This is a genomic window from Streptomyces caeni (assembly GCF_042678285.1).
Taxonomy (GTDB): domain Bacteria; phylum Actinomycetota; class Actinomycetes; order Streptomycetales; family Streptomycetaceae; genus Streptomyces; species Streptomyces caeni.
Genome location: NZ_JBHUDX010000053.1, coordinates 15,325 through 35,381, shown reverse-complemented (window position 1 = coordinate 35,381; position 20,057 = coordinate 15,325). Strand labels below are relative to the sequence as shown.

The 20,057-nt window shown below is 71.0% G+C and carries 18 protein-coding genes; 5 read left to right on the top strand and 13 right to left on the bottom strand.

The annotated features are described in order from the left end of the window. Window positions 1–29: 29 nt before the first annotated feature. From ACFSL4_RS19560 to ACFSL4_RS19550, 3 genes are all read right to left on the bottom strand, one after another. Window positions 30–875: an SRPBCC family protein gene (locus tag ACFSL4_RS19560; protein ID WP_381084346.1), complete on the bottom strand. Its 846-nt coding sequence runs from the start codon at window positions 873–875 to the stop codon at window positions 30–32. Between the two features lie 76 nt (window positions 876–951). After that, window positions 952–2,604, bottom strand: a complete 1,653-nt coding sequence (locus ACFSL4_RS19555) for a polyamine aminopropyltransferase (RefSeq protein ID WP_381084344.1) — start codon at window positions 2,602–2,604, stop codon at window positions 952–954. Window positions 2,605–2,698: 94 nt separating this feature from the next. After that, entirely contained in the window at window positions 2,699–3,256 is a 558-nt protein-coding gene (locus ACFSL4_RS19550) for a DUF2617 family protein (RefSeq protein ID WP_381084342.1), read from the bottom strand. 940 nt (window positions 3,257–4,196) lie between these two features. Between ACFSL4_RS19550 and ACFSL4_RS19545 the strand changes: the two genes are divergently transcribed. Then, window positions 4,197–5,378: a pyridoxal phosphate-dependent aminotransferase gene (locus tag ACFSL4_RS19545; RefSeq protein ID WP_381084340.1), complete on the top strand. Its 1,182-nt coding sequence runs from the start codon at window positions 4,197–4,199 to the stop codon at window positions 5,376–5,378. Between the two features lie 360 nt (window positions 5,379–5,738). Next, window positions 5,739–6,140 carry a hypothetical protein gene (locus ACFSL4_RS19540; protein WP_381084338.1) on the top strand — a complete coding sequence of 134 codons (402 nt, stop codon included), beginning with the start codon at window positions 5,739–5,741 and terminating at the stop codon, window positions 6,138–6,140. Window positions 6,141–6,170: 30 nt separating this feature from the next. Here ACFSL4_RS19540 and ACFSL4_RS19535 read toward each other — a convergent pair whose 3' ends face one another. Beyond that, entirely contained in the window at window positions 6,171–6,701 is a 531-nt protein-coding gene (locus tag ACFSL4_RS19535; RefSeq protein ID WP_381084336.1) for a YbjN domain-containing protein, read from the bottom strand. A gap of 142 nt (window positions 6,702–6,843) precedes the next feature. Between ACFSL4_RS19535 and ACFSL4_RS19530 the strand changes: the two genes are divergently transcribed. Further along, window positions 6,844–7,278, top strand: coding sequence for a hypothetical protein (locus ACFSL4_RS19530; RefSeq protein WP_381084334.1), 435 nt, complete (start codon window positions 6,844–6,846; stop codon window positions 7,276–7,278). A gap of 7 nt (window positions 7,279–7,285) precedes the next feature. On the opposite strand, the gene clpB is transcribed toward ACFSL4_RS19530, so the two are convergent. Beyond that, window positions 7,286–9,883 carry an ATP-dependent chaperone ClpB gene (gene clpB / locus ACFSL4_RS19525; RefSeq protein ID WP_381084332.1) on the bottom strand — a complete coding sequence of 866 codons (2,598 nt, stop codon included), beginning with the start codon at window positions 9,881–9,883 and terminating at the stop codon, window positions 7,286–7,288. 138 nt (window positions 9,884–10,021) lie between these two features. Here clpB and ACFSL4_RS19520 point away from each other — a divergent pair, with 138 nt between their 5' ends. Continuing rightward, window positions 10,022–10,435: a pyridoxamine 5'-phosphate oxidase family protein gene (locus ACFSL4_RS19520; protein WP_381084330.1), complete on the top strand. Its 414-nt coding sequence runs from the start codon at window positions 10,022–10,024 to the stop codon at window positions 10,433–10,435. Window positions 10,436–10,569: 134 nt separating this feature from the next. Here the strand turns inward: ACFSL4_RS19520 and ACFSL4_RS19515 are convergent, their stop codons facing one another. Continuing rightward, complete coding sequence (locus tag ACFSL4_RS19515; RefSeq protein ID WP_381084328.1) at window positions 10,570–10,905, bottom strand: hypothetical protein; 336 nt, start codon at window positions 10,903–10,905, stop codon at window positions 10,570–10,572. Next, window positions 10,902–11,168, bottom strand: a complete 267-nt coding sequence (locus ACFSL4_RS19510; RefSeq protein WP_381084326.1) for a hypothetical protein — start codon at window positions 11,166–11,168, stop codon at window positions 10,902–10,904. Before ACFSL4_RS19510 ends, ACFSL4_RS19515 begins: the two co-directional genes overlap by 4 nt. Before the next feature lie 235 nt (window positions 11,169–11,403). On the opposite strand from ACFSL4_RS19510, the gene ACFSL4_RS19505 reads away from it, so the two are divergent. Continuing rightward, window positions 11,404–12,390 carry a helix-turn-helix transcriptional regulator gene (locus ACFSL4_RS19505; RefSeq protein WP_381084324.1) on the top strand — a complete coding sequence of 329 codons (987 nt, stop codon included), beginning with the start codon at window positions 11,404–11,406 and terminating at the stop codon, window positions 12,388–12,390. 501 nt (window positions 12,391–12,891) lie between these two features. Here the strand turns inward: ACFSL4_RS19505 and ACFSL4_RS19500 are convergent. From ACFSL4_RS19500 to dnaK, 6 genes are all read right to left on the bottom strand, one after another. Continuing rightward, window positions 12,892–13,929, bottom strand: a complete 1,038-nt coding sequence (locus ACFSL4_RS19500; protein ID WP_381084322.1) for a helix-turn-helix transcriptional regulator — start codon at window positions 13,927–13,929, stop codon at window positions 12,892–12,894. A 418-nt stretch (window positions 13,930–14,347) separates the two neighbouring features. Further along, window positions 14,348–15,439, bottom strand: coding sequence for a sugar ABC transporter substrate-binding protein (locus ACFSL4_RS19495; protein WP_381084736.1), 1,092 nt, complete (start codon window positions 15,437–15,439; stop codon window positions 14,348–14,350). 387 nt (window positions 15,440–15,826) lie between these two features. After that, on the bottom strand, window positions 15,827–16,279 hold the full coding sequence (locus ACFSL4_RS19490) for a heat shock protein transcriptional repressor HspR (protein WP_381084320.1): 453 nt from the start codon (window positions 16,277–16,279) through the stop codon (window positions 15,827–15,829). Window positions 16,280–16,283: 4 nt separating this feature from the next. Next, window positions 16,284–17,459 carry a molecular chaperone DnaJ gene (gene dnaJ / locus ACFSL4_RS19485; RefSeq protein WP_381084318.1) on the bottom strand — a complete coding sequence of 392 codons (1,176 nt, stop codon included), beginning with the start codon at window positions 17,457–17,459 and terminating at the stop codon, window positions 16,284–16,286. A 51-nt stretch (window positions 17,460–17,510) separates the two neighbouring features. Then, window positions 17,511–18,170 (bottom strand): nucleotide exchange factor GrpE, encoded by a 660-nt coding sequence (gene grpE / locus ACFSL4_RS19480; RefSeq protein WP_381084316.1) that lies wholly within the window; start codon window positions 18,168–18,170, stop codon window positions 17,511–17,513. Then, the gene (gene dnaK / locus ACFSL4_RS19475; protein WP_381084314.1) at window positions 18,167–20,005 is read right to left on the bottom strand and encodes a molecular chaperone DnaK; all 1,839 of its coding nucleotides are present in this window, start codon (window positions 20,003–20,005) and stop codon (window positions 18,167–18,169) included. The genes grpE and dnaK overlap by 4 nt, the downstream gene beginning before the upstream one ends. Window positions 20,006–20,057 lie beyond the last annotated feature (52 nt).

Below are 20,057 nucleotides of genomic sequence, written 5' to 3'. Positions count from 1 at the left end.
GCTCCCGGTCGGCGGTGGCTTCCGCGTGGTCAGCGGCGGCGGCGCAGCAGTCGGCCCGCCACGATCGCCGACGCCACGAGCAGGGCCGCCGCCGGGGCCGCCCACCGGAGGGTGGCGGAGGCGGCGGAGGACTCGGGGGCGGGGACTGGCGCGTAGCGGCCGCGCGGCGGTGCGTGGTCGACCTCCTCGGCGCTGCGGCCGATCATCGTGCGCCGGGCGTGCGCCGCCTCGGCGGGAGGCTCTTCCCCGTGGTCGACTTCATCGGAGCCGTCCGGTCCCTCCTCGTCGGCGAGGGGGTCGAGGGACGACGGGGGGACCTCGGTGTCAAAGACCGAGAAGGCGGAGGGCTCCTCGCTCTCCTGCACGGGCGGTTCCACCGACGCCTCCGCGGCTTCTTCGGCAGGCTCCCCGGCGGGGGTCCCGCTCGGCGCCGGCCCGGCGGCGGCCGCGGTCTCCCCAGGCGCACCCAGGTTCTCCGCGAACCGGCCCAGCAGCCGGGCCCCCGCCGCCGCGACCGCCTCCTCGGGCAGTTCCGCGATCCGGCCGTCGCCCGTCGCCGTTCCCGTGAACACGACCGTCGCGCCGCCCTCGGCCGCCAGCACGCGTACGGTCAGGGACAGCTCCACCGTGCCCGTGCCCCGGGCCTCCGACGCCTCGCCGTGCGCGGTGAACGAGCCGTCGCCCCGTTCCGCGACGCGCAGCGTGCCGCGGTAGGTGATCGTGTGGCCGCCGACGCGCACCTTCAGGCGGCCGGCGACGGGCCGCGTGCCCGCGTCCCGGTGAAGCCCGGGGATCGCCCGGGCCACCCGTGCGGGGTCGGCCAGCGCCTCCCTGAGCCGCTCGGCGGGAACCGGAACGAACACCTCATGCTTCATGTCGGTCGAGCCTACCCAGCACGGCCCGAACTGCACCCTTCCTCCGCGGTATTCACACGGCGGGCCACCGGCCGGGTCAGTCGGCGTACCTCGGGTGCACCAGCGTCGACGGGGGCAGCCCCCGCACCCGGGTGCGTGACGCGGCTCGCGCGTCCGCCCGCAGGGACGCCCGGGTCAACGTGCTCAGCCGCGGCTCGCGCGGGTCCAGGGTCAGGGCCGGAGGGGTACGGGCGGCGAGGACGAAGCCCCAGTCGCGCGGGGCCCGGGACCCGTTCGGCGAGCGGTCAGGGCCCGCCGCGAAGCCGGAGGCGCGCCCGCCGACGCGGTAGGGCACCGTGCGCAGGTCCGCCGCCCGTATCGTCGCCTCGACCGTCCAGAAGACCCATGGGCGGGACGTCACCGGGCCCGCGTGCACCACCAGGCGCCCACCGGGCGCGAGGACGCGGCGGGCGAGGCCGTAGAACTCCTGCGAGTACAGCTTGGTGCTCGCGGTGATGCCGGGGTCGGGAAGGTCCGCGACCACCACGTCGTACGTCCGCCGTGTGTGCCTCAGCCCGCAGAACACGTCCGCCGTGCGCACATGGACGCGTGGGTCGGCGAGGGCGTGCCGGTTCAGGGCGGACAGGGCCGGGTCGCGGAGGGCCAGCCTGGTCACCGCGGGGTCCGGCTCGATCACATCGACCCGCTCCACTCCCGGGTGCCGCAGCACCTCGCGCACCGCCAGGCCGTCGCCGCCGCCGAGGACGAGCACGCGCGCGTGCGGTCCTCCGCTCATCGCGGGGTGCACCAGCGCCTCGTGGTAGAGGCGCTCGTCGCGGCTGCTCACCCGCAGCCGGCCGTCTAGGAAGAGGGCGAGCGGACGGCCGCGGGTGCCGCCGGTCAGGACGACCTCCTGGACGCCGGTGCGCAGCGCGACCCGCACGTCCCCGCCGTACACCGCCTGGCGTGCCGCCCGTTCGAAGTCGTCGACCAGCGCGGCCGCCGTGGCGAGCAGGACCAGTACGACGATGTTGGCGACGAGGAGCAGCCAGCGGCCGCGCCGGCTCAGGTCGCGGCGGAACAGCCCGAGGACCAGCGCGCCGCCCGCGACCGCGTTGACCGCGCCGGTGAGCAGGGCGCCCGTCAGCTGGCCCAGCAGGGGGAGCAGGAGGAACGGGAAGGCGAGGCCGCCGACCAGCGCGCCCACGTAGTCCGCCGCGAACAGGTCGGCGACCGCGCGGCCCGCGTCCTGGCGGCGGATGCGCTGGATCAGCTCCATCAGCAGCGGCACCTCGGCGCCGATGAGAAGGCCGATCGCCAGCGAGAAGGCGACCAGCAGGCAGCGCGGCCCGGCCGACCAGGGGCCGCCCCAGTCGCCGGTCCAGGCGAAGACCGCGTACAGGGCCATCGCGCTGCAGCCGCCGATCAGCGCGAGCACCGCCTCGACCGTGCCGAAACCGGCCGCGGCACGGCAGCGCAGCCGCTTCGCGGCGAGCGAGCCGACCCCCATCGCGAAGACCATCACGGAGAGCACGACGGATGCCTGGGTGACCGAGTCGCCCATCAAGTACGAGGCCAGGGCGACGAGTTCGAGCTCGTAGACGAGACCGCAGGCGGCGCAGACGAACACGCCGGCGAGGACGAGGAACCGTCCGGTGCCGGGGCGCACGGGCAGCCGCGCCGGGCTCTGGCCGCCCTCGCCCCAGGAGGCCGGGGCGCCGGGCGGAGCGGGCGCGTGCGGTTCGATCACGGTCGGAACGCTACGTCACGCTTGCACGACGCTTTGTCACCCACACGTGTGGTCCTGCGGGGTTGTGGGGCGTCCGGCACGGCTGTACCCGTCCTCATGCGCGGGAGGGGCTCAGTCGCGCCTCGGGGCGGTCGGGGCATGCCGTCGGCGCCCTCACTCCCACCCGCGTCCGCGTCGCCACCAACTGGCCGTCCTGTGGGTAGGCGTGCCATGTGCGCCAGTGGACCTGGCCCTCGTGGCGCTGGGCCAGCAGGGCCGTGAACGCGTGCGGGCTGCCGGGGAAGACGCCGGCCAGGCCGTTGGGATGGTCGGAGACCAGGGCCAGCAGCTCCTGGGCGCGGCCCGCGAAGGACCGGGGGGACAGCGCCTCGACCCGGGACGCGAACTCGTACTCCCAGTCGCCCACCCGTTTGGCGACACCCAGGGGCAGCGGAGTGCTGGAGCCCGCGATGCACGCCACCGTCTCCGAACAGCTGCCCCGCTCCTCCTCCAGGAGTACCTGGTGGGATGCGCCGAGGAGTCTCAACTGAAGCTGCGCGCCGGCAAGTTCCAGGTCGAGTGTGGCGAGTGCCGGCAGCGGCTCGCGGCCCAGGGTCCAGGCGAGGTCGGCCGCACGCGTGTCGGTGTAGGAGGTGTTCAGGGTCGTGAGCATGGATCGGCTCCGCTAGCACGCAAAAGTGGGGAGGGATTCCGGCGCGCCCCGGCCGGGCACCGCGGGTGCGGCCGACTCAGCCGGTCGGGCGCGACGTCCGGGTCGGCCCGGTCGGGCGGAACGCCTGCGGGTCGGTGGCCGCAGGGCGTCCGGGGGGCTGCGTTGGTGGTTGAGAGGGAATCACGAACTGTGGCACCCCCACAGCGTTTTTACCCAAGTTCGTAGGGTTTCCATCCCACCGAGGGCTCAACAGCGCAATTGTTCAACTATGTTGTGCGCCTGGAGTGTTGATATGGGCGCTGTACGCCCGATCGCAGCGGATCCATAGGAGCGCGCCCGGCGCACAGCGCCATGGCATGCGCCCACGCGCTCCCCCTGTCGGGTGACCCGCTCCCGAACGGCTGACGGGTGGGGGGCGCACAGGCCGAGTGCCCGCCGGCCTACCTCCCGGCGGACACTCGGCGCACCCGGATGCGTTTCCCCCCGCGGAGCTCGGCTGCCCCGTGTCAGCTGTCTCCGCCGCATCCGCCCCCACCGCACGACGAGTGACCCCCGCCACACGAGTGGCCCCCACCACAGGAGTGGTGGCCCCCCGAGTGGTGGCCCCCCGAATGGTGGCCGCCCGACGACGAACCGCCGCCGTCGCCCGCCCACCAGCTGCTGCCGCCGGACCACGCGATCCCCCGCGTGCGCATCCGCGACCCGCGGCCCCGGGACCGCGATGCCGCTGTCCCGGAGCCACGGCCGGCCACCGCGACGAGCGTCACGACGGCGATAAAAACGAGCGCCAGGATGATGCCGAAGGTCATGGCGTCGCCCCCCTTTCGAATCCCCCGAAGCGGCCCCCCGCGGGCCTCTCTTCCTCGGTGCGTGAACGGGGGATGCCCCCGCGTCACACCCGTCAAAGCAGAGTTGAGGAACTCCAGAGCTTCGGCGCAGGATGGCGGTCATGACCTCCAGCGCGCGCCCCCTCCTCAACCGCCGGCTCACCGAGTTCGGAACGACGATCTTCGCCGAGATGTCCGCCCTCGCCGTGAGCACCGGGTCCATCAACCTGGGCCAGGGCTTCCCCGACACCGACGGACCCGAGGAGATCCGCGAGGCCGCCGTCCGGGCACTGCGCGACGGCCGCGGCAACCAGTACCCGCCTGGGCCGGGCGTCCCCGAGCTGCGCACGGCCATCAGCGACCACCAGCGCCGCTTCTACGACCTGGCCTTCGACCCCGACACGGAGGTCCTGGTCACGGCGGGGGCGACCGAGGCGATCGCCGCGACCCTGCTCGCCCTCCTGGAACCGGGGGACGAGGTGATCGCCTTCGAGCCCTACTACGACTCCTACGCGGCCTGCATCGCCTTGGCCGGCGCACGGCGCGTACCCCTCACCCTGCGCGCTCCGTCCTTCCGCCCGGACCTGGACGAGCTGCGGGCCAAGATCACCCCGAAGACCCGGCTCCTCCTCCTCAACACCCCGCACAACCCGACCGGCATGGTCCTCACCGCCGAGGAGCAGGGCGCCATCGCCGCGCTCGCCGTCGAACACGACCTGCTCGTCGTCACCGACGAGGTCTACGAACACCTCGTCTACGAAGGCGCGCACCACCCCATCGCGGCCCTGCCCGGCATGCGTGAACGCACCGTCTCCATCTCCTCCGCCGGCAAGACCTTCTCCTTCACCGGCTGGAAGGTCGGCTGGGTCACCGCGAACGGCCCGCTCGTCGCCGCCGTCCGCACCGCCAAGCAGTTCCTCACCTACGTCAGCGCGGGCCCGTTCCAGTACGCGATCGCCGAGGCCCTCCGTCTGCCGGACGCGTACTTCCACCACTTCCGCGCCGACCTCCGCCGCAAGCGGGACCTGCTCGGCGACGGCCTGCGCGCGGCCGGGTTCGAGGTCCACCGGCCCCAGGGCACGTACTTCATCACCACGGACATCACCCCCTTCGGCGAGAAGGACGCCTACGCCTTCTGCCGCGCGCTCCCCGAACGCTGCGGCGTCGTCGCCATCCCGAACTCCGTGTTCTACGACGACCCCGACGCCGGCCGCACCCAGGTCCGCTTCACCTTCTGCAAGAAGGAGGACGTCCTCCGGGAAGCCGCCGACCGCCTGCAACGCCTGGCGTCCTGACCCGGCGAGAGGCACCGACGCCCGTCGCGGTCCGGTGGAGCGCTCGCACCGGATGCGGATGCCGGAGCAGAAGCGGAGTCGTCATCCTGCGACGGAGCGCGGGTGCCTGCCTCTGAGGGCCGGATGGCGCCGTCCACGGGGGCCGGCGATGCCTGCGGGGAACCCGGCGGGCTGACGGGGCCTCACGGACCGGTAGCAGCACCACCGCCCCGTCCGTGGGCGGCGCGCCGGGCGCCGCGGATTCGCACCCGCACGGCCGTGCAATGCTCGCAGATCGGTCCTGAGCGACGCATGGTTCCGGTGTGACCCACGCCAGCACCATCCCCGCTCCCCCCGCCGAGAGGCCGGGGAACCACGACCGTGCCCGTCCGGCAGGGCACGGGCTGCGGCTGCGGGCGGGGCGCGCTGCACTTCGCCGGGCACATGCTGCTGCACGGCACCCGGCTGCTGTTCCCGATGGCGCTGGTGATCGTCGCGGTCAGCACCGTGCTCTTCACGCTGCTGCTGGTGGACCGCGCCCCCCTGCCGCTGGTCGTCTACAGCGGAGCCCTGCTGGTGATCACGCTCGGCGGCTCCGGATTCTTCGAGTCCAAGCCGCGCTTCCTGCTGCCGGCGTTCCCGCTGCTCATCGTGGTGGCGCGGGCGCTGGTGCGGACGGCGAGAGCCCGGCCCTGGCACGCCGCCGTGGTGGCATGCGCCCTGGCCGGGCTCTCGTTCGTCTACGGGGCGTATCTGGTGGTACTCGGCCGGTCACCCCTGTGAAACCGGGGGCCGGAGGTGCCGCGGCCGAATCTACTCCCCGTCGTCCTCGGGCTTGTCCGACTCGTCGACGTCCTCCGCGAGACCGAGCTGCTCGACGAGCCACCGGTCGAACTCGATGGCGGCCCGCACCCAGCTGACGGTCGACGAGACGAAGTGCTCCAGGCTCACGCCGGTGCCGATCAGCATCTGCGCCTCACCGATGAGGCGGACGGTGCCGTCGTCGTGCGTGTGGCTGTAGACCTTGGGCCACAGGGTGCGCCGGTTCCAGTCGTCGATGGCCTCCAGCAGCTGCGGCTTCTCGTCGATCTTGTGCGGACGGTCGTAGAACGTGCGCACCGAGAAGACCTGCTGGTCGCCCTCGCCGCGGAACATGAAGTACGTACGGAACTGCTCCCACGGCGCGACGAGGTCTCCCTCCTCGTCGACGAGGTGCTTGAGCTCCATCTGGTCGAGGAGCTGCTTCACAAGGTCCTGATCCGGAACCACGGGGCCCGCCGGTCCTTGCGGCTGCGGTTCGGGCTGGCCCCCGAAGTTCGGAATCGAGGACGGGTCGATGCTCACCGTGTTCTTCCCTTCGTACGGATTACGCCATCCTCCCCCATGCGGGGCGGGGGGTGGCAAGCCCGGACGGGTCGTGTCCGCCGGAGGCTGACAGGATGTGGCCGGTCTCCGCCGTCCGGGGGAGACGAGGGGGTGGATGAGAGTGCGCGCGATCCTTTGGGGCCTGTGGTGGCTGTGCGCGGTTTTCGTGGCGGTGTGCCTGGCGGGTGCGGGGTGGGTGGTGTACGCCTACGTGAAGCATGGGGACGACGCGTTCGGCTCGGCCGAGAAGGTCGACTGCGCCGAGGTCATCCACTTCGCGCGCGCCCAGCCGCCCGTCGGCATGAGCGACGAGGACTGCGCGCTGGACGACGCCGCGCACCGGTCGTACGACGGCAGCTGGCGGATGCCACGCGCCGAGGTGGCCGACTGGCTGAAGCGGTCGTTTCCGGGCCTGCGGCCGTCGACGCCGTGCGGCGCCGACCTGTGCATGAACCTCCGCGACGAAGCGCCGCCCGGGGCCAACCGGATGTGGCTGTGGGTGGAGTACGAGGGCGGGGGCACCGCCCTCGTATCCCTTGAGGTCTCCTCGGTCTGACGTTCGCTCAGAGGGTCTTGCCGGTCGCCGGGCCCACGATCAGCCCGTCGTCGGCCCTGTCCACGCGGACCGTGTCGCCGTCCTTGACCTCCCCGGCCAGGATCTCCTTGGCGAGGCGGTCTCCGATGGCGGTCTGCACCAGACGGCGCAGCGGCCGGGCTCCGTACGCCGGGTCCATGCCCTCGACGGCCAGCCAGGCCAGGGCCTCGGGCGTGATCTCCAGGGTCAGCCGCCGCTCGGCCAGCCGCTGGGCCAGGCGGTCGATCTGGAGCCGGGCGATCCGGCTCAGCTCGTCCTTCGTCAGCGCCGAGAAGACCACCAGGTCGTCGAGCCGGTTGAGGAACTCCGGCTTGAAGGAGGCGCGGACCACCTCCAGGACCTGCTCCTTCTTCTCCTCCTCGCTGGTGACCGGGTCCACCAGGAACTGGCTGCCCAGGTTCGAGGTCAGCACCAGGATCGTGTTGCGGAAGTCGACCGTCCGGCCCTGACCGTCCGTCAGGCGGCCGTCGTCCAGCACCTGGAGCAGGATGTCGAAGACCTCCGGGTGGGCCTTCTCCACCTCGTCGAGCAGCACGACGCTGTACGGGCGCCGCCGCACCGCCTCGGTGAGCTGGCCGCCCTCCTCGTAGCCGACGTATCCGGGCGGGGCGCCGACCAGCCGGGCGACGCTGTGCTTCTCGCTGTACTCCGACATGTCGATGCGGACCATCGCCCGCTCGTCGTCGAAGAGGAAGTCGGCGAGTGCCTTGGCCAGTTCGGTCTTGCCGACACCGGTGGGGCCGAGGAAGAGGAACGAGCCGGTCGGGCGGTCGGGGTCGGCGATGCCGGCCCGGCTGCGGCGCACGGCGTCCGACACCGCGCGCACGGCCTCGCTCTGGCCGATGAGCCGCTTGCCGATCTCCTCCTCCATGCGCAGCAGCTTCTGCGTCTCGCCCTCCAGGAGGCGTCCGGCGGGGATGCCGGTCCAGGAGGCGACGACGTCCGCGATGTCGTCGGAGCCGACCTCCTCCTTCACCATCGTGCCCCTGGAGGCCTCCTCCTCGGCCTCCGAGGCGGCCTCCAGCTCCTTCTCCAGGCCCGGGATCTCGCCGTACAGCAGCTTGGAGGCGGTGTCGAAGTCGCCGTCGCGCTGTGCGCGTTCGGCCTGGCCGCGCAGGTCGTCGAGCTGTTCCTTCAACTCACCGACGCGGTTGAGGGACTGCTTCTCCTTCTCCCAGCGGGCGGTCAGGCCGCGCAGCTCCTCCTCCTTGTCGGCGAGGTCGCGGCGCAGCTTCTCCAGGCGCTCCTTGGACGCCTGGTCGGTCTCCTTGCTCAGCGCCAGCTCCTCCATGCGGAGCCGGTCGACGGCCCGCTGGAGCTCGTCGATCTCCACCGGGGACGAGTCGATCTCCATGCGCAGCCGGGAGGCCGCCTCGTCGACCAGGTCGATGGCCTTGTCGGGCAGGAAGCGGGAGGTGATGTAGCGGTCGGAGAGGGTGGCGGCGGCCACCAGCGCGCTGTCCGCGATCTGCACCTTGTGGTGGGCCTCGTAGCGGCCCTTGAGCCCACGCAGGATCGCGATGGTGTCCTCCACGGTGGGCTCGGCGACCAGCACCTGCTGGAAGCGCCGCTCCAGGGCCGCGTCCTTCTCGATCCGCTCGCGGTACTCGTCGAGGGTGGTGGCACCGACCATGCGCAGCTCACCGCGCGCCAGCATCGGCTTGAGCATGTTGCCCGCGTCCATGGCGGAGTCGCCGCCGGCCCCGGCGCCCACGACGGTGTGCAGCTCGTCGATGAACGTGATGATCTGGCCGTCCGACTCCTTGATCTCGGCAAGGACGGTCTTCAGGCGCTCCTCGAACTCACCGCGGTACTTCGCGCCCGCGACCATGGCGCCCAGGTCGAGCGCGACCAGCCGCTTGTCCTTGAGGGACTCGGGCACGTCGCCCTTCACGATCCGCTGGGCGAGCCCCTCGACGACGGCGGTCTTGCCGACGCCGGGCTCGCCGATGAGGACCGGGTTGTTCTTCGTACGGCGGGACAGCACCTGCACCACGCGGCGGATCTCGTGGTCCCGGCCGATCACCGGGTCGAGCTTGCCGTCCCGCGCGGCGGCGGTGAAGTCGGTGCCGAACTTCTCGAGCGCCTTGTACTGGCCCTCCGGGTCCGGGGTCGTCACCCGGCGCCCTCCCCTGGTCTTCTGGAACGCGTCCAGCAGCTTCTTGGCGTCGGCCCCCTGCCGTGCGAGCACCTCGCCGACGGCGCCGCCCTTCGCGGCGATGCCGATGAGCAGGTGTTCGGTGGACAGGTACTCGTCGCCGAGGTCCTTGGCACGCTTGCTCGCGTCGGCGATCACGGCCAGCAGCTCGCGGTTGGGCTGGGGCGGCGCGACGGTCGATCCGGTCACGCTGGGCAGAGAGGCGAGCACGCGCTCGGCGCCGGCGCGCACGGACGCCTGGTCAACGTCCACGGCGGCCAGCAGGTCGATGATGTTCTCGTTGTCCTGCCCCTCGAGCAGAGCGAGGAGCAGGTGGGCGGGGGTGAGGTCCGGGTGCCCCTCGGACACGGCCCGCTGGGTGGCCGCGTTGATCGCGTCCCGGCTCCTGTTGGTCAGCTCGGCGTCCACGTTCGCCTTCTCCTTCTCGCGTCGGCCCGCGCTCAGCTGTCGTCTGTCGTCGTCGACTCTGACTAGAGCAACGTAACAAAGTTGAGTCTATTCCACTCAAGGCGTTGAACGGGAGAGGAAGCGGCTAGGTTCCGGACCATGGCCACGCACTCCGTAGACCCGGGCTCGCCCGACGCCCTGTACCTCAGGTTCTGGCGCGAACGGCACCTGTGCACGCTGACGACCCTCCGCGCGGACGGCAGCCCGCACGTCGTACCGGTCGGCGTGACCTACGACCCCGGGGCACGACTGGCCCGGGTGATCACCGACAAGGCGAGCGCGAAGGCGGGGCATGTGGCGGCCGCCGGGCCGGAGGGGGCGCGGGTCGCGGTCTGCCAGGTGGACGGGCGGCGGTGGGCGACGCTGGAGGGCCGCGCGCGGGTCTCGACGGATCCGGAGCGAATCGCGGAGGCGGAGCGGCGCTATGCCGAGCGCTACGGGCGGACACCGCGGCCCAACCCGTCACGGGCCGTGATCGAGATCGCCCTCACACGGGCACTGGGACACGGCTGATTCCAGCCACCCTCGGATAGCGGCGATACCGGGAGGTCTCCCCGCAAACTGCAGCGGCGTCACCGTGTTCAGGTCACGGTGACGCCGCTGCGGGGGGAAGCACCTGAGCGATCTGTTACGACGGGGGAATCGCGTCAGGCACTGCGGGGGGTGGCTGAGATGGTCCTCACTTCCGTACCGTCCGGCTCGGCCAGCTGATGGTCGCGCCGGTCCAGGTTCACAAAGATCATTCCGTATCGGATGGCGCACCGCACGGGCTGCGGCGCCCCCCGAGGCCGCCGCAGAAGCCGGTACGCCCGCACATCCTCGTCCTCGTCACGGGTGACGACGACGGGCTCCCCGAACACGGTCACCATCAACGAGTCACCGCTGTGCGGGATGGCGGTGACCAGGTCGATGAAGTGCCATCCGGAGCGGTAGGCAGTGGCCATTTCACGCCGGAAGGAACGGTCGTCGGGAGGAATCGTCATACGTCTGCGTCCAGGGGAAGAGCGTTCCAGCCACTGTCCGCCGGGGCGGCCACCTGCACGACGTTCCAGCCGCTGTCCGCCGGCACTGCGTTCCAGCCACTGTCGGCCGGCACGACGTTCCAGCCGCTGTCCACCGGTATGGCGTTCCAGCCACTGTCGGCCGGCACGACGTTCCAGCCGCTGTCCACCGGTATGGCGTTCCAGCCACTGTCCGCCGGGGCGGCCACATCCACGGCGTTCCAGCCGCTGTCCGACTGGACCACCGATCGGGTCTGCCCGGCATCAAGAACCGAGCCGCTCTGAGCACCGAGAACCACTGCGGCGGAGAAGACGGCTGCAAGCACTGAACCAAGCAATCTCGGTCGCATAGTCGGCTTCGTCCTCACTTGATGGAATCCTCTCCCCCGCAGCACAAGACGATGGCTCATTCAGGCATGTCAATGCCACAGGGGCGATGCATCATGTTCCTGCACGTTCAGGACCCTGGGGGGTGGAGAAATGGCAACATACAACTCAAAACCGACACATCCCCACGCTGTCACTGAGTTGTGCGACGACGGAGCACGGCTTTACGCCAACGCGCTGCGCTCCGGACGGATCACGCGTTCCGAGGTGGAACCGGCGCCGTGTCTGCTGGAGTTCGCGCTGCTGCATCCGGATCCGGACGACGCCAACTGGCTGCGACCGGTTCCCCCCTCCGTGGCACTCGCCCAGCGACTGCACCCGCTGGAGCGCGAGATACAGGAACGCCGGCGCCAGACCATCGAACTGACCGAATCCTTCGACCCGTTCATCGCCATCAGCACGCAGAGCCCCCAGGCGAGCCTCCACTCGATCACCGTGCTGGAGGGCTTCGAACGGATCAACACGGCGCTCAACTCGGCCACCGCCGAGTGCCACATCGAGATGCTGACGGTGCAACCGGGCGGCGGCCGCCCCACGGACGCCCTCATGGAGGCCCTGGAGCGCGACCGGCCCCTCGCCGACCGCGGCGTCACCATCCGCACCCTGTACCAGCACACGGCCCGGCACAGCCAGAGCACCCTCGCCTACGTGGACCGCATCTCCGACGGCAAGATCCAGGTCCGCACACTCGAGGAACTGATCGAGCGTCTGATCGTCTTCGACCGCACGGTCGCCTTCATCCCGGCCAGCGAGGACCGGCGCGTGGCCCTGGAACTGCGCCACCCCGGCCTGGTGCGGTATCTCGCCATGGTCTTCGAGCAGTTGTGGCAACGCGCGGTGCCGCTGACCGAGGAGGTGCCCAACGCCGTCGACCCCAACGGCATCACGGGAGTGCAGCGCTCGATCGCCAAGCTCCTCATAGAGGGCCACGTCGACGAGGCGATCGCGCGGCGCCTCGGCATGAACGTCCGCACCTGCCGCGCCCACATAGCCAAGATCGCGGCGGTCCTGGGCAGCGGCAGCCGGGCCCAACTGGGCTACCTCATCGCGCAGTCGGGGATCCTGGAGCAGGGCGACTGAATGGCGTGATCCGGTCGCTGACAACGGGCCCCGGGCAAGGACGCGTGGCCGCCCGCACGGCAGGACGCCCGGCCACCCGCAGAGGGAGAGCCCAAAGAGCCCGTCACCTCCCGCACGGAAAGACGACCGACCGCCCGCGTGGAAGGGCGACGGCCCGGCCGCGGGCGAGGCGGGCGACCGGGCCCCGTGGTGTCCACCGCGGCCGTGGTGCGCGGGCCCTTCCAGCCGTCGCGGCGCCGCCGTGCCGCCGTGGCCGCGTCGCGGGCCCTGACGGCGGTCGTGCAGCCCCACGGGCGGCACGGCGCGGGACTTGACGGCCGCCCCGCCCATGGCCGGCGTGGCGAGGCCCCCCGGTCCCGCGAACGGCGCGGTGCAGGGGCCTCGGCCCCGCGGCGGCACCGCGCGGCCTGGAGACCGCCTCGCCCCACGAGAAGCCGCAGGAGCCCTCGCTCCGACGCGTGAAGCGGGCGAAGCGGCAGAAGCGGGCGCGGCCCGGCCGGCTCAGAGATCGGTCGGGGATTGTGGGGCGCCCGGAGCGGTGACCGGGAGCAGTTCCGGCGCGCGCGGGGGACCGTCCAGGCCCGCCTGGGCGATGCGCACGCCGAGCTGCGTACGGCTCGCCGCGCCCAGGGTCTCCGAGAGGCGGGCGATGTGCGCGCGGCAGGTGCGGACGCTGATGCCCAGGCGTTCGGCGACCACCGCGTCCTGGTGGCCCTCCGCGAGCAGCGCCGCGATGGAGCGCTCCCGGTGGGTGATGCCGTCGATGCCCGTCTCCGGGAGCGGGGAGGTGAGCGGGATCCCCAGCCGCCACAGCCGCTCGAAGACGGTCACCAGGTAGTCGACCACCGCGGGGTGGCGCAGCTCAAGCGCGATGGTGCGGTCGGAATTGGCGGGGATGAAGGCGACCGTGCGGTCGAAGAGGATCAGGCGCTCGGGCACCTCGTCGAGGGTGCGCGCCTCGGCCGCGTCGCCCATCAACTCCATGTAGTTGTGCAGGCCCTGGCCGTGCCGGGCGACATGCGTGTACAGGTCGCGCATGCGCACCCCGCGCCGGCACATCTCCAGCGCCCGGTGCAGGCCCTCGGAGAGTTCGTCCTCGCGGCGGATGCCTCCCGGCTGCACCGTCAGCACCTCGCTGGTGCACCGCTCGGTCGCCTGGTCCATGGCGGCGCGGATGCGCGGCAGTCCGTCCAGCACACGGATCGCGACCCCCTCCACGGGGCCCTGCTCACGGCCGCCGAGCCCGGCGTACCACTCGACCGCCGCCACCGTCGTCCCGACCCGCGCCTGGCTCGCGGTGACCTCCTCGTACACGCCCCGCAGCAGCCGGGTCATCACCTCCTGCGGGGAGGTCGGCACCAGCCACTGCATGTCGTCGGGGTCCGGGTGCAGCAGCGCCAGGTCGAGCAGGCACGGCACCGGCTCGGCGTCGGCACGCGGCACCCGCCCCCGGCGTACGGCCCGGGAGTACACACGGTTCCCGGCCTCACAGAGCCGGTCAGCGCCGTGCGTATGCGCGTCCGTCCCGTGCCCGGCCATCTCCCACCCCTGGCTCCAACTCCTGGCTCCAGCGTCCCTGCGCCACGCAGCTCACCGGCAACGTCCTTGAACGTCCTCGACGTGCGCCGGACGCGCGCCGTCCACGCCGCGCCCCACACGCCTTCGCAGCGCAACTATGCGCGGCCGTGCCCGCCTCCGCAACACGGGTTGACCGCCGCAACGCCCGTAATTCACCTGATACATCCGGGATCCTCCCCACCTCCGGAACTTCCCTTGCATCGAGCGGATGGGGGGCGGGGTCCGCAGGCCCGGACACGACGCCGCCCGCGACGCGGTGCGATCGCGGGCGGCGAGGAATTGCACAAGCGAACAGGAACGGAAACGGGAACAGAAACGGGAACGGAAAGCGGTCATGGAAGGGCGGGCGGGCCGGTGGAGGGAGGACCCGCCCCACGCCCTACTTCAGCCCGATCGCCTGGCAGTCCGACTTGTACTTGGCGGTGCAGATGTCCTTCACGGTGTAGATCTCGTCCTGGAGCACCGTGTCCTCGATGTTCTCCTTGGTCAGGGCGACCACGGGCACGAGCATGGCAGGGATCTGCTTCTGCGTCGGGCTGTCGACCTTGTCCCGCGTCAACGCGTCGAACTCGATCGAGCGGCCCTGGACCTTCGCCACCGCCATCTCCGCGGCGCTGGTCGCCTCCTGCGGGTACGACTTGTACACGCTCATGTACTGGTCGCCCGCAACGATCCGCTGCACCGCGGCGAGCTCCGCGTCCTGGCCGGTCACCGGCGGGACCTTACTGACCCCCGCCTCCTTCAGCGCGTCGATGACGGCGCCGGCGATACCGTCGTTCGCGGAGTAGACCGCGGCGATGTTGTTCAGCCCGACGGCCCGGATCGCCTCCGCCATGTTCGCCTTGGCGACCTCCGGCTTCCAGTCCCTGGTGTCGTACGTCTTGACGATGTTCACCTTGCCCTTGAGTTCGCTGAGCGCACCCTCCTTGAACTGCGCCGCGTTCGGGTCGGTGACCGAGCCGTTCATCATGATGATCTTGCTGTACGGCGCCTTGGCGCCGAGCGCTTCGGCCAGGGAGCGGCCCTGCACCTGGCCGACCAGTTGGTTGTCGAAGGAGATGTACGCGTCGATCGGGCCCTGCGCGAGCCGGTCGTAGGCGATCACCGGGATGCCCGCGTCCTTGGCCTTCTTGATGCCCGGCGCGATGGCCTCGGCGTCCACCGCGTCCACGAGCAGCACGTCCACCTGGTCGTCGATCATCTGGTCGAGCTGCTTGCTCTGCTCGTCCGCGTCCGCGCCCGCGTTGGCGTAGACCACCTTGCCCTGGCCGTGGGTCAGGGCCGTGACCTTCTTCTTGATGATGGGGTAGTCGAACTTCTCGTAGCGCGTGTTCTCCTTCTCGGGCAGAAGGAGACCCACCGTGATGTCGTTGCCCTTCTTCGGCGTCACGGGGGTACTACCCGCGTCGACCCCGTCCATGACGCCGCACGCGGCCAGCGAGAGAGCCGACGCGGACGCGGCCAGGGCCATGGCGGTACGACGCACAGCGGTCCTACGAGGAGTACGAGTGTTCACATCAGGTGCCTTCCGGGCGGAGCGGGGGGGCGGCTTTGAGACCCAGGTGGCTGAAAGCCAACGCGGCGACGGTATACACCGTCAAGAAGTAAGCGTTAACGAGATGGCAACGGCATTGTTGTGGGGGTCAAGTGAAGACAAAGAGCGTCATGTGAGCATGTGCCACCCGCACATCTTCGTGACCTGAAGACAGCGCTTTCCGCGTGCACCGGAACGCGACTCATCGGTCGACGGTCCGTCACGACGGCACACCCGGTGCCTCCCCGGCTTCCCTTCGTTCCGGCCGCACACGGCAAAGGGCCCGGAGGTCGTCCGCCTCCGGGCCCTTGAGATGAGATGCCGTCAGTCCGTCTGCTGCTGCCTCTTCGGCCGCCACACCACCAGCGCGCTGGTCTGCTGGACCTCCTGGTACGGCACCAGATCACGGCGGTACGAGGCGTGCACCGCCGCCTCACGCTGCCGCATCGCCGCGGCGGCGCCGTCCAGCGCGGCCTCCAGCTCCGCGACGCGGGACTGGAGCGCCGCTACCTGGTTCTCCAGTTCGATGATGCGCTTGATGCCGGCCAGGTTGATGCCCTCGTCCTGCGACAACTGCTGTACCTGGCGGAGCAGTTCGATATCACGGGCCGAGTAGCGCCGGCCCCGGCCGGCCGTGCGGTCCGGGGACACGAGGCCGAGGCGGTCGTACTGCCGCAGGGTCTGCGGATGCAGGCCGGAGAGCTGGGCCGCCACCGAAATGACGTAAACCGGGGTTTCCTCGGTCAGTTCGTACGGATTGCGTCGACGGCCGTCCATCTGGTCATGCTCCCTTCGCGGCCTGGAACAGCTCCGCCCGCGGGTCCTCCCCCGCGGTTGCCTCGCGATACGCCTCCAGCGCGTCACGAGCCTTCCCCGAAAGGCCCCTGGGGACACTCACCTCGACCGTCACCAGCAGGTCGCCGCGCGTGCCGTCCTTGCGGACCGCACCCTTGCCGCGCGCGCGCATCGTGCGCCCGTTCGGCGTGCCCGGAGGCAGCTTCAGCGTCACCGGGGGCCCGCCGAGCGTGGGCACCCGGATGTCGGCGCCGAGCGCCGCCTCCGTGAACGTCACCGGCACGGTCACCGTCAGGTTGTCGCCCTTGCGGCCGAACACGGGATGCGTGTCCACGTGGACGACCACGTACAGATCGCCGGCCGGGCCGCCCCGCTCGCCGGGCGCGCCCTTGCCGCGCAGCCTGATGCGCTGGCCGTCCGTGACACCCGCGGGGATGCGGACCTGCATGGTCCGGGACGACTTCGCCCGGCCGCTGCCCTTGCACTCGGGGCACGGGTGCTCCGCGATCAGACCGCGGCCCTTGCAGTCCGGGCAGGGGTCGGTCAGCGAGAAGCCGCCGCCCGAGCCGCGCGCCACCTGCCCGGTGCCGACGCAGGTCGGGCACACGCGCGGTGTGCCGTTCTTGTCGCCGGTGCCCGAACACGCCTTGCACGGCGCCTGCGAGGACATGCGCAGCGGCACGGTCGCGCCGTCCACCGCCTCCATGAAGCTCAGCGTGACCTCGGACTCGATGTCCTGGCCGCGCCGCGGCTGCGTCCGCGTGCCCGCGCCGCCGCCGCCGCGGTTGAACAGGCCCCCGAAGACGTCACCGAGTCCGCCGCCGAAGCTCCCTGAGGCGCTGCCGCCCTGGCCTCCGAAGAGGTCGCCCAGGTCGAAGTTGAACGAGCCGCCGCCCGCCCCGGGGCCGGGGCGGAAGCCGCCGTTGCCGAAGAGGGCGCGGGCCTCGTCGTACTCCTTGCGTTTCTTGGGGTCGCCGAGGACGTCGTTCGCCTCGGAGATCTCCTTGAAGCGCTCCTCGGCCCTGGCGTTGCCCTTGTTGGCGTCCGGGTGGAACTCGCGGGCGAGCTTCCGGTACGCCTTCTTGATCTCGGCCTCGGTGGCGTCCTTGGGGACGCCGAGGACCTTGTAGTAGTCCTTCTCGATGAAGTCCTTGGTGCTCATCCCCGACGTCCCTCCTTCCTCATGCCCGATCGCTGTGCACCGGGACGTACGTCAGCCCTCGTCCGGGCCACCGCTCTCCTTGTCCTCGCCCGCCTCGGCCGCCTCGTCGGCCTTGACCGTCTGAGCCCCCGGCTGCGGCTCCGCCACCGCCACCCGCGCGGGGCGGATGGTGCGCTCGCCGAACCGATACCCGGGCTGGAGAATCGCCACGCACGTCGTCTCTGTGACGTCCGGCGCGTACGAGTGCATCAGCGCCTCGTGGATCGTCGGGTCGAACGGCTCGCCCTCCTTGCCGAACTGCTGCAGCCCCATCTTCGCCGCGACGGTCTCCAGCGATTCGGCGACGGACTTGAAGCCGCCGACGAGTTCGCCGTGGTCCCGCGCGCGGCCGATGTCGTCGAGCACGGGCAGGAGCTCGGTCAGGAGGTTCGCGATGGCGATCTCCTTGACCGCGATCCGGTCGCGCTCGACGCGGCGGCGGTAGTTCTGGAACTCGGCCTGGAGGCGCTGGAGGTCCGCTGTGCGCTCGCTCAGCGCCGTGCGCACCTGGTCCAGCTCCGCCACCAGACCCGCGGTCCGTGCGGTTGCGTCCCCCGCCGGGGCCGCCGCCTCCTCCGGAGAGGGGGAAGCGGCCTGCGGCTCGGCGTCATCAGGGGTGGCGCCGGAGGGGACGTCGGGCTTCTCCTCGAAGCCCGGGGTCTCCTCCGTCACGCGGCACCGTCCTTCCGCTCGTCGTCCACGATCTCGGCGTCGACCACGTCGTCGTCGGCCCGGGCCTCGGAGGCACCCGCGCCGCCGCCGGCCTGGGCGGCCTGGGCGTCGGCGTACATGGCCTGGCCCAGCTTCTGCGAGACGGCCGCGACCTTCTCCGTGGCGGTGCGGATCTCGGCCGTGTCCTCGCCCTTCAGCTTCTCCTTCAGCTCCGCGACGGCGGCCTCGACCTCGGTCTTGATCTCGCCGGGGACCTTGTCCTCGTTGTCCTTGAGGAACTTCTCGGTCTGGTAGACGAGCTGCTCGCCCTGGTTGCGGGTCTCGGCGGCCTCGCGGCGGCGGTGGTCCTCCTCCGCGTACTGCTCGGCCTCCTGCCGCATCCGGTCGACCTCGTCCTTCGGGAGCGAGGAGCCGCCGGTGACGGTCATCTTCTGCTCCTTGCCGGTGCCGAGGTCCTTCGCCGTGACGTGCATGATGCCGTTGGCGTCGATGTCGAAGGACACCTCGATCTGCGGGACACCGCGCGGGGCCGGCGGCAGACCGGTCAGCTCGAACATACCGAGCTTCTTGTTGTACGCCGCGATCTCGCGCTCGCCCTGGTAGACCTGGATCTGCACGGACGGCTGGTTGTCCTCGGCCGTGGTGAAGATCTCCGACCGCTTGGTCGGGATCGTCGTGTTCCGCTCGATCAGCTTGGTCATGATGCCGCCCTTGGTCTCGATACCGAGGGACAGCGGCGTCACGTCGAGCAGCAGGACGTCCTTGACCTCGCCCTTGAGGACACCGGCCTGGAGCGAGGCGCCGATGGCGACGACCTCGTCCGGGTTGACGCCCTTGTTGGCCTCCTTGCCGCCGGTCAGCTCCCTGACGAGCTCGGCGACCGCGGGCATACGGGTCGAGCCGCCCACGAGGACGACGTGGTCGATCTCGTTGATGGAGATGCCGGCGTCCTTGATGACGTTGTGGAACGGCGTCTTGCAGCGCTCCAGGAGGTCGGCCGTCAGCTGCTGGAACTGCGCCCGGGTGAGCTTCTCGTCCAGGTGCAGCGGGCCCTCGGCGGACGCCGTGATGTAGGGCAGGTTGATCGAGGTCTCGGTGGAGGAGGACAGCTCGATCTTGGCCTTCTCGGCGGCCTCACGGAGGCGCTGGAGGGCCATCTTGTCCTTGCCGAGGTCCACCCCGTGGCCGGCGGCGAACTGCTTGACCAGGTAGTCGACGACGCGCTGGTCCCAGTCGTCACCACCGAGGTGGTTGTCACCGTTGGTGGCCTTCACCTCGACGACGCCGTCGCCGATCTCCAGGAGGGACACGTCGAAGGTGCCGCCACCGAGGTCGAAGACGAGGATGGTCTGGTCGTCCTTGTCGAGGCCGTAGGCCAGGGCGGCCGCGGTCGGCTCGTTGACGATGCGGAGCACGTTCAGACCGGCGATCTCGCCGGCCTCCTTCGTGGCCTGCCGCTCCGAGTCGTTGAAGTACGCGGGGACGGTGATGACGGCGTCGGTCACCTTCTCACCGAGGTACGCCTCCGCGTCCCGCTTCAGCTTCTGCAGGATGAAGGCGGAGATCTGCTGCGGGTTGAAGTCCTTCCCGTCCAGCTGGATCTTCCAGTCGGTGCCCATGTGGCGCTTCACGGACCGGATGGTCCGGTCCACGTTGGTGACCGCCTGGCGCTTGGCCACCTCACCGACCAGCACCTCGCCGTTCTTGGCGAAGGCGACGACGGACGGCGTGGTCCTGGCGCCCTCGGCGTTGGTGATGACGGTGGGCTCGCCGCCCTCCAGAACGCTGACGACGGAGTTAGTCGTGCCCAGGTCGATGCCGACCGCACGTGCCATTTCGATTCCTCCAGCTGACTTGAGTGGAACAGGCTCAAGGATGCCTGAGGGA

Coding starts and splice junctions, on each gene's coding strand:
- ACFSL4_RS19500 (WP_381084322.1), bottom strand. CDS start 13,929: ATGGCCGGGCACGGGACGGACGCGCATACGCACGGCGCTGACCGGCTC.
- ACFSL4_RS19490 (WP_381084320.1), bottom strand. CDS start 16,279: ATGGACGGCCGTCGACGCAATCCGTACGAACTGACCGAGGAAACCCCG.
- ACFSL4_RS19520 (WP_381084330.1), top strand. CDS start 10,022: ATGGCCACGCACTCCGTAGACCCGGGCTCGCCCGACGCCCTGTACCTC.
- dnaJ (WP_381084318.1), bottom strand. CDS start 17,459: ATGAGCACCAAGGACTTCATCGAGAAGGACTACTACAAGGTCCTCGGC.
- ACFSL4_RS19560 (WP_381084346.1), bottom strand. CDS start 875: ATGAAGCATGAGGTGTTCGTTCCGGTTCCCGCCGAGCGGCTCAGGGAG.
- ACFSL4_RS19505 (WP_381084324.1), top strand. CDS start 11,404: ATGGCAACATACAACTCAAAACCGACACATCCCCACGCTGTCACTGAG.
- ACFSL4_RS19515 (WP_381084328.1), bottom strand. CDS start 10,905: ATGACGATTCCTCCCGACGACCGTTCCTTCCGGCGTGAAATGGCCACT.
- dnaK (WP_381084314.1), bottom strand. CDS start 20,005: ATGGCACGTGCGGTCGGCATCGACCTGGGCACGACTAACTCCGTCGTC.
- ACFSL4_RS19495 (WP_381084736.1), bottom strand. CDS start 15,439: ATGGCCCTGGCCGCGTCCGCGTCGGCTCTCTCGCTGGCCGCGTGCGGC.
- ACFSL4_RS19545 (WP_381084340.1), top strand. CDS start 4,197: ATGGCGGTCATGACCTCCAGCGCGCGCCCCCTCCTCAACCGCCGGCTC.
- ACFSL4_RS19550 (WP_381084342.1), bottom strand. CDS start 3,256: ATGCTCACGACCCTGAACACCTCCTACACCGACACGCGTGCGGCCGAC.